Source organism: Streptococcus respiraculi, from assembly GCF_003595525.1.
Lineage (GTDB): Bacteria > Bacillota > Bacilli > Lactobacillales > Streptococcaceae > Streptococcus > Streptococcus respiraculi.
This window is the reverse complement of sequence record NZ_CP022680.1, coordinates 1,732,624-1,744,675: the sequence shown is the minus strand read 5'-3', so window position 1 is coordinate 1,744,675 and position 12,052 is coordinate 1,732,624. Positions and strand designations below refer to the sequence as shown.

The following is a 12,052-nucleotide window of genomic DNA, read 5'->3' as shown; positions in this document are numbered from 1 at the left end:
CCAATTGCCAATTCATTCGTTCTATTAGTGAAAGGAGGGGAGAAAGATTCGGTTCGACGAATATGAAAAAGAAGTCATGGGCATTGCGAAAGAAATTTCCTATTATCTGCAAAAATCAGGCGCCAATCAAGCAGACAGCGATGATATTGCTCAGGACATTTTAGTTAGAATTCTCGAGGCAGACATTGTTCTTCCCTTCGAGAAATTGCGGGCTTGGCTTTATCGCTCAGCTATTCGAGCCTATATTGATCGGTATCGTAGGGATAGACGCTACCATGAGATTATCCAGCAGGAATTTTTCCAAAAGGAGAAGGTGCTAAAGTACGATACATCAGATTATGGGCCACTGTATGAGGCGGTAGCAGAATTGTCCACTCAGTACCAGTCGGTGCTGGACTGTTATTATTTTCAAGAAATGACGACCAAGGAGGTCGCACAGGTCTTAGGAATCAGCCAAAGCCTGGTTAAGATGAACCTCTATCGTGGTCGTAAGCAGTTAGCAAGATTGCTAAAGGAGAAAGGATATGAATATGAAGACTTTTGAAGTTGCAGCAAAGAAAAGTAAACGAAAGAATAGGGTAAAAACGGTCTTGCTTTCGATTGTGACAGGGGTTGTACTGTTGGTCGTGGCTTGGAAGGGACTGGCTTGGATTACCTCACGTAATGCCAACGAAGTACGTGATTATCATCAAACGATGACAGAAATCAGTTATCCTAATATTAGTTATATAAACTGGTCCTTCATTGCAGACTCGGAATTTACAGGGACCTATTATGCTAATCAGGTTAAGGATATTGCAGGCATTACTGTTCCGTTTGAAGCTTTTGAGACCCACTATGGCTTGCGTCGGGGCTATGACTCAAATCAGCATCTCAATCTCTATAAATCATCAGATAATAAAGGGGGGTATACCCACGGGAATAGCTATAAGGTGCCACTTTTTTATAATACCAACCGCAATTATCAGCAAATGGGGGATATCGTCACTCAGGACGTCTCTCTCTTGTCCAAAATGCCCAATCGTGTAGTTGAAATGGCAGTGACCTTTGATAAGCCCTATACCTTTGATGAAATTCAAACCATGATTCCTAGTAATTTGAACATCAACTGGTACTGGATTGGTAGCACTAGTATCTATGATACGAGCGAGTTAAAGCTCAATGCTCAGATTGGTTTTCAGCCTAATCTCACTCAACTAGAAACCTATGACGAGATGAAAAAACAGGAAAAACCAGAAAATCTGTCTAAGGAAGAAGCTCAAAAAGCCTATGAGGACTATCAAAAGAAACTGGCTGATTTGACGCCTAGTCAAGCTTTTTGTAATAGCTATACCTTCTTCCAAGCATATCTAGAGAAGGCTTTGGCAAATCAGTGGCTTGGTTATAGTGTGGGCGAAGATGGGAAAGACTATGATTTGACAAATGATGTCAAAGACTATCTTAAAAAGAATCAAGACGGAAAAACAGCTACATTTGCTGGTGTGATTCTAACTGGTAAGGCAGAAGACTTTGCACAACTTGAAAAAGCCAGCTGGATTTTTGCCTCTAATATCGGTCAGGATGTGGAAGTCAAGCCTTATCATCAGCTCAATACTCACAGATAATTCTTTTTGAACCTCATGTTCTTTTAGATTTTCAGTTTGCGCTGTTATGCGCTGTTATAAATATGGTACAATAAGACTAGACCTGTAACTTTTACGGGTCTCGTTTCGTTTTATTAGTGAAGAAGGGAGGGAAGTACGATTAAACTAGACGCGTATGAAAAAGTCTTGATTGAGTTTGCCAAAGATGTCATCGCCTATCTGATGGCATCAGGTGTTCCAAAAGAGCAGGCAGAAGATGTCGTCCAAGATATATTTGTCAAGCTCCTTGAAATGCCAGTTGCTATCCCTGGTGAGAAGATTCGAGCCTTCCTGTACCGCTCTGCCATTCGTCGCTACATTGATAAGTATCGCAGAGACAAACGTTACATGGAAATTTTACGGCAAGAATTTTTCAAGCCACATGAACTTTCCCCCTTCGAAACAGACCAATATGACTTTCTCTTGGAAGAAGTAGAAAAATTGCCACAGCAGGATGCACTTCTCTTGGAACTCTTTTATTTTCAAGGCTTTACCATTCGTGAAATAGCAGAGCTTCTTTCTTATTCCGTCAGCAAGGTCAAGGTCGGTCTTCATCGCAGTCGTCAAAAATTAAAGCAAGCTCTGAAAGAGAAAGGATATGATTATGGAAACATTTGAAGTATTGGCGAAGAAAACGAGAAGAGAATGGAAAAAACGGACGCTTCTCATTAGTTTTGGATCTGTTTTGTTGGCAAGTGGAGTCGCTTTTCTTATCTGGATGGGACTCGGATTTTTATCTGCACAGCAGTATCATAAATTAGACGATTATTACTATCGACAGACCAGTATTGCCTTTCCGAATATGCAACGAGACAATGTGCGCGTCGTATTTGCCAATAATCTTGGTGGAACTTACGAGGCTAATCTCGTTAAGGATATAGATGGTATTTCCGTAAAATATGAAGAGATTGCAGCAAATTTTACGGTCATGAACCAGAATCAGGATGCCTTAGCTTCTTTTGTATTGCCCGCATCTGTCGAGCAAGATAGTACAGAGATGGCTTATAGTTACAAAAGTTATCAGAAGGCAGCTCTGTTTTTCAATCCTAAGGCTAGCTATGGAACTGAGGATATTATCCGAAAACCTGCTAAGGAACTGTCCTATTTGTCACAGATGAAAGGGCAGTTGGTAGAAGTGGCTATTAGCTTTGATAAGCAGTACACCTTGGCAGAACTAGAGGAAAAATTGCCTAAAAATCTCAAGGCCAACTGGTATTGGATTGGTAGTATGAGCGATGAAAATACAGCGCAAAAGGCTGTCAGTCACCTATTTGGCTGGACACCAAGAAAACAATGGTTAGATTCCTCCTATCAGGAATTTTATGAATTATTGGAAGCATTTAGCCAGAGTAAGGAATTTAAGGAGATGGGGCAAGAAGGCCTAGCAGAAGATGTAACAGCACATCTTGCTTCAAAAGGTAAAGTTGGAAAAGCCAGCTTCGGAGGTGTTATTCTAACAGGTAAGGCAGAGAACTTTGCCCAGTTGGAAAATCAGGATTGGATATTTGCCTCAAGCATTGGTGCAGCTATCCCAAATCAGCCTTATTATCAGCTTGATGTGGAATAAATCGTAAAAAAGATAGAAAATACTTGCATTTCTGCTACAATTTGATAGAATAGTAAGGTAAAGTTAGACTGTATTGCCTACTGTCTATCTATAAAATATATTTTATTGGAGGCTTTTACCAAAATGGCAAAAGAAAAATACGATCGTAGTAAACCACACGTTAACATTGGTACAATTGGACACGTTGACCACGGTAAAACTACTTTGACTGCAGCTATCACAACTGTATTGGCACGTCGCTTGCCTTCATCAGTTAACCAACCAAAAGATTACGCTTCTATCGATGCTGCTCCAGAAGAGCGCGAACGCGGAATCACCATCAACACTGCACACGTTGAGTACGAAACTGAAAAACGTCACTATGCGCACATCGACGCTCCAGGACACGCGGACTACGTTAAAAACATGATTACTGGTGCCGCTCAAATGGACGGAGCTATCCTTGTAGTAGCTTCAACTGACGGACCAATGCCACAAACTCGTGAGCACATCCTTCTTTCTCGTCAGGTTGGTGTTAAACACTTGATCGTCTTCATGAACAAAGTTGACTTGGTTGACGATGAAGAATTGCTTGAGTTGGTTGAAATGGAAATCCGTGACCTTCTTTCAGAATACGATTTCCCAGGTGATGACCTTCCAGTTATCCAAGGTTCAGCTCTTAAAGCTCTTGAAGGTGACTCAGCATTTGAAGACATCATCATGGACTTGATGAATACTGTTGATGAGTACATTCCAGAACCAGAACGCGATACTGACAAACCATTGCTTCTTCCAGTCGAAGACGTATTCTCAATCACTGGACGTGGTACTGTTGCTTCAGGACGTATCGACCGTGGTACTGTTCGTGTCAACGACGAAATCGAAATCGTTGGTATTAAAGAAGAAACTTCTAAAGCAGTTGTTACTGGTGTTGAAATGTTCCGTAAACAATTGGACGAAGGTCTTGCAGGAGACAACGTTGGTGTTCTTCTTCGTGGTGTACAACGTGATGAAATCGAACGTGGACAAGTTATTGCTAAACCAGGTTCAATCAACCCACACACTAAATTCAAAGGTGAAGTTTACATCCTTACTAAAGAAGAAGGTGGACGTCACACTCCATTCTTCGATAACTACCGTCCACAGTTCTACTTCCGTACAACTGACGTAACTGGTTCAATCAAATTGCCAGCAGGCACTGAAATGGTAATGCCTGGTGATAACGTAACAATCGACGTTGAATTGATCCACCCAATCGCCGTTGAACAAGGTACTACTTTCTCTATCCGTGAAGGTGGACGTACTGTTGGTTCAGGTATGGTTACAGAAATCGAAGCTTAATTCGATTACGTTCCCAGAAATAACAATTATAAACAGACAAAAAAAACAGCCCAGTGGGCTGTTTTTTCACGAGCTTGAAAATACGAAAGCGAGTACGCCCAGTGGGTTTCTTTTTGTCCTGCGACCTTTTCTGTCCTAAAGAAAGAAGGTGGCAGCAAGAACGTGTATGCTTTTTGTTATGTGTAGAACGTGTTTTTTACCTATCAATGCTTTATTTCTTTCCTAATTTGTGATAAAATATACACTGAAAATAAAATTAGAAGAGGTATGTGAAATGTCACGTAAACCAATTATCGCCGGAAACTGGAAAATGAACAAAACAGCAGCAGAAGCGCGTGCATTTATCGAAGCGGTAAAAACAAAAGTCCCTTCAGGTGAACGCGTAGAAACTGTTATCGGTTCACCAGCTCTTTTCATCGAAGGTATGAAAAAAGGTGTGCGCAATACGGAATTAAAAGTTGCAGCACAAAACTGCTACTTTGAAGATTTTGGTGCCTTCACTGGAGAAAACAGCCCTGCAACTCTTGCAGCGCTTGAAGTGGATTATGTTATTATCGGTCACTCAGAACGCCGTGATTACTTCCATGAAACAGATGAAGACATCAACAAAAAAGCACATGCGATTTTCAAAAATGGTATGACTCCAATCATTTGTTGTGGTGAATCCCTTGAGACTTACGAAGCTGGTAAAGCAGAAGAGTTTGTAGGTGCGCAAGTATCAGCAGCTCTTAAAGGTTTGTCTGCTGAGCAAGTAGCTTCATTGGTACTTGCTTATGAGCCAATTTGGGCAATCGGTACTGGTAAATCAGCGACTCAAGACGATGCACAAAAAATGTGTAAAGCAGTTCGTGACGTGGTTGCAGCAGACTTCGGACAAGAAGTGGCTGACAAAGTTCGCGTTCAATACGGTGGTTCTGTAAAACCTGAAAATGTAGCAGACTACATGGCTTGTCCAGATGTGGACGGAGCGCTTGTAGGTGGAGCTTCACTTGATCCAGAAAGCTTCCTTGCTTTGCTTGAGTTTTAAAATCAAAGAATAGATAATAGACGATAAAAACTTCTAACATTTCGCTAGAAGTTTTTATTGCAACAATAGGAGAAAACATGAAACTAAGATCTCTTGTATGCCTATCAGGGATGGTACTGGCTTGTTGGATGAGCCCTGTGACCGCAGATAGTGTGATTACACCATTACAGCCACTGACGCAAGCGCGTCACGAAGTCTCTGTAGGAAATCTACAAGTGGTGGCAGAAGATGGTAAGGTCAAGGCTATCTTGTCTCAGTTACCAGATGGCTATGAGCCTTCTGCTGGTACTTTGTGGACAAAAGAGGATAAGAGTGACCAGGTAACCATTTCTTCATTTGAGAAAACTGAGACTGGGGACTATGAGGCGGTTCTCGTGCGAGATGCTTTTGCTGTAACAGCAGATACCTTTTATCTTCAAGTCGAAGTAAGAAACAAAGAAGGACAGGTTGAAAACTTGGAACCTTATCCATTTCAATGGGCTCTCACTCCGCCAACAAGTTCAGCAAGTTCATCGTCTCCTGCATCAAGCGCAGATGATGTGTCATCCAGCAGCAGTAGCCTTGCGAGTGTTTCTAGGGTAGAACCGAGCTTGAGTAGCTCGACTTCAACCAGTTCAGCAGTAACTAGTTCGAGCAGCTCTACTCAGACAGGAAGTGCATTTCGAAAAGCGTCTAACGGACCTACCGCACCCCAAAGTAAGCCAAAGGTTAAACAGGAAGCCCCTTTGTCTTTAACAGAGTCTAGGACAACCGTAGTTTCTGAGGAATTATCTCAAGAACTGAGACAAGATCCGACTGAAGCAGTAGAAATAAAGCCAAGTGGGAAGATTGAAATTCAGCGTATCAATGAAAATGATGGGACCTTTGATGTGTTAATTAGCGATATTCGTGCCTCTCAGGAGGTTCAAGGAGTACGTGTTCCTGTCTGGACCAGTAAAGGTGGCCAAGATGATTTGCGATGGTATGACGCTGAACGACAACTGGATGGGACTTATCATCTCCGAATTGATAACCGTCTGCACCACTATGAAACAGGCAGCTATCATGTGCATTATTACTATCGCTATAAAGATGGCAGCCAGGAGGGGATTGGTACGATTCGGACGGAGCTTCCAGTGCCGACTAGACCAAGTGGGAAGATTGAAATTCAGCGTATCAATGAAAATGATGGGACCTTTGATGTGTTAATTAGGGATATTCGTGCCTCTCAGGAGGTTCAAGGAGTACGTGTTCCTGTCTGGACCAGTAAAGGTGGCCGAAATGATTTGCGATGGTATGACGCTGAACGACAACTGGATGGGACTTATCATCTCCGAATTGATAACCGTCTGCACTACTATGAAACAGGCAGCTATCATGTGCATTATTACTATCGCTATAAAGATGGCAGCCAGGAGGGGATTGGTACGATTCGGATGGAGCTTCCAGTGCCGACTAGACCAAGTGGGAAGATTGAAATTCAGCGTATCAATGAAAATGATGGGACCTTTGATGTGTTAATTAGCGATATTCGTGCCTCTCAGGAGGTTCAAGGAGTACGTGTTCCTGTCTGGACCAGTAAAGGTGGCCAAGATGATTTGCGATGGTATGACGCTGAACGACAACTGGATGGGACTTATCATCTCCGAATTGATAACCGTCTGCACCACTATGAAACAGGCAGCTATCATGTGCATTATTACTATCGCTATAAAGATGGCAGCCAGGAGGGGATTGGTACGATTCGGACGGAGCTTCCAGTGCCGACTAGACCAAGTGGAAAGATAGAAATCCACAATCAAAATAGCGCAAATGGCCGTTTTGATGTAGTAATTTCCAATTTGCGAAGTCCCCAAAAAATTCAACGTATTCTCATACCTGTTTGGTCTGCTAAAAAAGGACGAGATGACCTTCGTTGGTATGAGGCTACCAAGCAAAAAGATGGAAGTTATGCGGTGTCAGTTGATCCGGGTAATCATAGCTATGATCAAGGGCTTTATCATGTCCACTGGCATGTTCAGTATACAGATGGAACAAGAGTAGGGGCTGGTACAACTCGAACAACGGTAAGTATAAAAGACGTAGTAGCACGAGCAGATATAGCGATTCAAAAAATGAATCATGTGGATGATAGTTTTGAGGTTCATATCTCTAATCTTCGTGCCTCTACCAGTGTGGATGCTGTCTATGTTCCTGTTTGGGCTGATATAAATGGTCAAAATGATATTATATGGTATAAGGCTAATAAGCAAGTAGATGGTTCATATAGGGTGATGGTTCATGCAAGAAATCATCAGTTTGAATCAGGTATCTATCACGCAGAGCTCTATATTTTGAGCCAAGGAAAGCGTTACAGAGTGAGTGGCACAAAGACGCATTTGAATGTTAGTAGTCGCTCTCCTAAGGCCTTTGTCGATGTAAGTAGCCATAATAGCAGCCTTTCTGTGTCAGACTATCGTAATTTATCGAACCAAGGTGTAGCTGGTGTTGTGGTGAAATTAACGGAAGGAACATCTTACATCAATCCATTTGCAGCGGAGCAGATTCGTAATGCACAGGCAGTTGGTGTAAAGGTTTCTGTTTACCACTATTCACATTTTACAGATGCAAGATCAGCTCAAGAAGAGGCACGTTACTTTGTGGCGGCAGCTCAGCGACTAGGATTATCGAAAGATATTGTTATGGTCAATGATATTGAGGAATACAAGACTCGTAACAATATCAATGCAAACATGAAATCGTGGGAAAATGAAATGCACCGTCTAGGATACAACAACTTGGTTCACTATACGAGTGCAAGTTGGATCGATGTTAATACGCTAGGTTATGCAGGTCCCATTCAGACAGGTCAATTTGGTTTGAAGAATTTTTGGGTTGCTCAATATCCGTACAATAGTTTATCTGTTCAACAAGCGAGAAACATGAATATGCATCCGCTAGCAGCTGCATGGCAATTTACATCATCAGCTCAATTGTTATCGGGTCGTCATGTATTTGACTTGAACCTTGATTATACAGGTCGTTTTACAGATTAAAAACGATCCTCTGTCAGTTTCGTTTGATTTGGTAGATTTGAACCTAGTAAAACGGAAAAAACTGAGAGAACAGGGTGAAAAAAGAGCTTGGGACAAAAAGATTTTCACGTTAGAAATTCTATAATTTCATATAGTTTCTTTTACTGAAATATATACAAAAAGCGAACAAAGAGAGAGCTTTAAGATTTTAACTCTTCCTTTGTTCGCTTTTTTACTTTTCTAATCAGAATTTTGTCCCAAACTCCATGCTTTCATGGCTCTATAATTTCTGTAGTGGGTAACTCCACTATGGAGATTATAGATCTTTTTGAGTATCAAAAACATACTAAGATTAGTAGTGAGAAAATCTCCGACGGGAGAGAGTACTCACTACTTTTTCTTTATGTTAAAGTAGAGGTGTCTTGTTAAGTCGTGGGACTTTTTGACGCTAGACGTCGCATCAAAAACTGGCAAGACACCTGTTTTAGAGAGAATGTTATCAAAGTATGTGGGACGCTAGACGTCGAGTATTGAAAATGACATCACTAAAACAAGGAACCAAACAAGATAAAGAGGTAATATCATGCGTACAGTATTTGGGATTGATGTGAGTAAAACAAGTTCAGAAGTGGCTATTCTAGTCAACGGTGAGAAGGTTCATAGCTATACCATGCCTAGTGATGCCATCGGCTTTAATCGGTTGTTGGACGATTTGAAAACTGTCTCTAATCCTGAGATTGTCTTTGAAGCGACAGGTGTCTATTCTCGTCGTCTTCAGGCTTTTCTTGAGGAAAATGGCTACGCCTATACTCGACTCAATCCGCTGGAAGCTAAGAAGTAACTGGACAACCTACGTGTCCGTAAAACCGACAAAATTGACGCTGAAAAGTTAGCGCAGTCTCAGTTTGTACTGAATCGAAAACCAAGCTATATACAACAAGAAATCTATCAACATCTACGTGATTTAAGTCGCTTTTACCAGAATCTGACAGAAGATATTGTCCGTACAAAGAACCGTCTCCACAAGGTATTGCAGGTCACTTTTCCAGAGTTGGAAAGCCTCTTATCAACACCAAACGGTGAACAGTACTGGAACTTGGTAATCGCTTTTCCATCTAAAGACTTTGTGTTAAGTTTAACTCAAAGTCAGTTAATCGATAGCATTCGTCAATCTACGACCAAACGCATTTCCGAAAAACGTGTCGAATATCTGGCTGATAAACTGACAGAACTCGCTAAACAGTCCTACTGTGCGGTCAAAAAATCCTCTCCAATGATGGAAGAGGTCCGTTACTATGCACAAGAACTGTTCAGGCTATCTAATCGGAGACAAACGGTTTTGGATGAAATGGTCTCATTCGCTCAGCCATTACCAGAATATGAGATCCTTCTCTCTATTCCTGGAATAGCGGAAACCACAGCGACAAGTATCATTGGCGAGCTTGGGGACATTCGCCGTTTTCAGTCTGCCAACCAAATCAACGCTTTTATCGGTATTGACCTGAGACATTATGAATCTGGGAACTTCCTTGCCAAGGAACACATCACCAAACGTGGCAATCCTTACGCAAGAAAGATTCTCTTCAAATGCATTCACAACATCGCTTCAGCTAGTCACACGAATCCTTGTCACATCGCAGACTTTTATGAGAAACGAAAAAGACAATCGCAGATGACTTCAACTAAGTCACATACGATTGCCTCTATACATCGCCTCATCAGGACAATGTATTACCTCATAACGCATAACAAACTTTACGATTATACTTCAACCCAAAATCAGTAAAGTTGTCTATGCCATACTATTCTAACACCTTATTTTTAAAAAGGCTAGATAAGCTGTTCCTTTTGTGTGCACTTTTATCGCTCCTTAGCACAGAAAAAGAGGGTAATAACCGACATTTAGCGACTGTCCTCAAAATATTTTCGCTTTAAAGCCTTGGTATACTTGACAAATGGTAGAAAAAGTCCCATAAAACTTATAATGAAAAGCGACCAAACCCTCATTAGAAAGAGTCTTATGGAACACCTCAATAATACCACATTACTCATCGGAATGAAAGACAAAAATATCACCTTGAATCATGCCATTCAACACGAGACCCATATCGAACTTAGGCTCTATAATATCTGTAGTGGGTACGCCCGCCGCAGAGATTATGGAGCCTTTTAGAGTGTAGAAAAAAAGTCCCATATGACCTATAATGAAAAGCGACAAAACTATCATTTTAGAAAGACTCATATGGAACAACTAAATCTTATCACAAATTTTCTCAGAATGAAAGACAAAAATATCACTATCACTAATGAATCCGACATGGGAACTCACTTAGAACTCCACGGTCACTTGGATTACACAGCCCCTAAATGCCCTTCCTGCAAGGGACAAATGGCTAAGTACGATTTCCAGAAAGCCTCTAAAATCCCCTACTTAGAAACTGCTGGCTACCCGCTACTTATCCGCCTTCGAAAGCGTCGTTTCAAGTGCAAGGAATGTGGGAAAATGGCGGTCGCTGAAACTCCTATTGTTAAGAAGAACCATCAAATCTCTGTCGCTGTCAACCAGAAAATCGCACAATTACTCATCGAAAATCAAGCAATGACACATATCGCACACAGACTCTCCATTTCAGCTTCATCTGTAAGTCGAAAGCTAAATGAGTTTAAGTTTGAAACGGAGTGGGGTAAGCTCCCAGAAGTCATGTCCTGGGATGAGTATGCCTTCAAGAAAGGGAAAATGAGCTTTATTGTTCAAGATTTTGACACAAATAACATCATCGCTATCCTTGATGGGCGGACGCAGGCGGTCATCCGAAATCACTTTCTGAGATACCCTAGACAGGTTAGAAACCGCGTCAAAGTCATTACCATGGATATGTTTAGCCCCTACTACAAATTAGCTAGACAGCTATTTCCGAATGCCAAAATCGTACTTGATCGTTTCCATATTGTACAGCATTTAGCTCGTGCTATGAATCGTGTCCGCATACAAATCATGAATCAATTCGATAGAAAATCTCTTGAGTATCGAGCCTTGAAACGCTACTGGAAATGGATACAACAGGATAGCCGTAAACTCAGTTATAAGCGGTTCTATCGCCCGACTTTTCGCATGCACTTAACCAACCAGGAGATTGTCGCTAAACTGCTCGGCTATTCTCAAGAACTGAGAGAACACTACGAGCTCTATCAACTACTGCTTTTTCACTTCCAGGAGAAGCAAGCTGACCAGTTTTTTGGACTTATCCAAGACGCTCGGCAGACTGTCGACCCGATTTTCCAGACCGTATTTAATACCTTTTCGAAGGACAAGGAGAAGATTCTTAACGCCATGGAATTACCTTACTCAAATGCCAAACTTGAGGCGACGAATAATCTCATCAAAGTCATCAAGCGTAATGCCTTTGGATTTCGGAACTTTGAAAACTTCAAAAAGCGGATTTTGATTGCCATCAACATCAAAAAAGAGAAGACCAAGCTGATCCTCTCTAAATGTTAGCTTTTTATCTACCCACTACAGTTG

The 12,052-nt window shown here is 41.5% G+C and carries 9 protein-coding genes and 1 pseudogene; all 10 read left to right on the top strand.

Translation table 11 applies throughout. The annotated features are described in order from the left end of the window. The first annotated feature begins 46 nt into the window (after positions 1-46). The 10 genes and pseudogenes from CHF41_RS08425 to CHF41_RS08375 all read left to right on the top strand — a co-directional run bounded on the left by CHF41_RS08425 (position 47) and on the right by CHF41_RS08375 (position 12,028). Positions 47-544 carry an RNA polymerase sigma factor gene (locus tag CHF41_RS08425; RefSeq protein ID WP_119876847.1) on the top strand — a complete coding sequence of 166 codons (498 nt, stop codon included), beginning with the start codon at positions 47-49 and terminating at the stop codon, positions 542-544. Further along, the gene (locus CHF41_RS08420) at positions 525-1,604 is read left to right on the top strand and encodes an anti sigma factor C-terminal domain-containing protein (protein WP_240622949.1); all 1,080 of its coding nucleotides are present in this window, start codon (positions 525-527) and stop codon (positions 1,602-1,604) included. Before CHF41_RS08425 ends, CHF41_RS08420 begins: the two co-directional genes overlap by 20 nt. 165 nt (positions 1,605-1,769) lie before the next feature. Beyond that, the gene (locus CHF41_RS08415; protein WP_119876846.1) at positions 1,770-2,240 is read left to right on the top strand and encodes an RNA polymerase sigma factor; all 471 of its coding nucleotides are present in this window, start codon (positions 1,770-1,772) and stop codon (positions 2,238-2,240) included. Continuing rightward, complete coding sequence (locus CHF41_RS08410; protein WP_119876845.1) at positions 2,221-3,189, top strand: anti sigma factor C-terminal domain-containing protein; 969 nt, start codon at positions 2,221-2,223, stop codon at positions 3,187-3,189. The genes CHF41_RS08415 and CHF41_RS08410 overlap by 20 nt, the downstream gene beginning before the upstream one ends. A 123-nt stretch (positions 3,190-3,312) precedes the next feature. Next, positions 3,313-4,509: an elongation factor Tu gene (gene tuf, locus CHF41_RS08405; RefSeq protein ID WP_067089207.1), complete on the top strand. Its 1,197-nt coding sequence runs from the start codon at positions 3,313-3,315 to the stop codon at positions 4,507-4,509. Positions 4,510-4,783: 274 nt separating this feature from the next. Further along, positions 4,784-5,536: a triose-phosphate isomerase gene (gene tpiA, locus CHF41_RS08400; protein WP_119876844.1), complete on the top strand. Its 753-nt coding sequence runs from the start codon at positions 4,784-4,786 to the stop codon at positions 5,534-5,536. Positions 5,537-5,613: 77 nt separating this feature from the next. Further along, on the top strand, positions 5,614-8,550 hold the full coding sequence (locus CHF41_RS08395; protein ID WP_119876843.1) for a GBS Bsp-like repeat-containing protein: 2,937 nt from the start codon (positions 5,614-5,616) through the stop codon (positions 8,548-8,550). A gap of 562 nt (positions 8,551-9,112) precedes the next feature. Next, a pseudogene (locus CHF41_RS08390) lies at positions 9,113-10,315 on the top strand (IS110 family RNA-guided transposase). A 198-nt stretch (positions 10,316-10,513) separates the two neighbouring features. Then, a complete protein-coding gene (locus CHF41_RS08385) occupies positions 10,514-10,702 on the top strand; it encodes a hypothetical protein (protein ID WP_240622948.1) in 189 nt (62 codons plus the stop codon). A 69-nt stretch (positions 10,703-10,771) separates the two neighbouring features. After that, positions 10,772-12,028, top strand: a complete 1,257-nt coding sequence (locus CHF41_RS08375; RefSeq protein ID WP_206269755.1) for an ISL3 family transposase — start codon at positions 10,772-10,774, stop codon at positions 12,026-12,028. Positions 12,029-12,052: the final 24 nt, after the last annotated feature.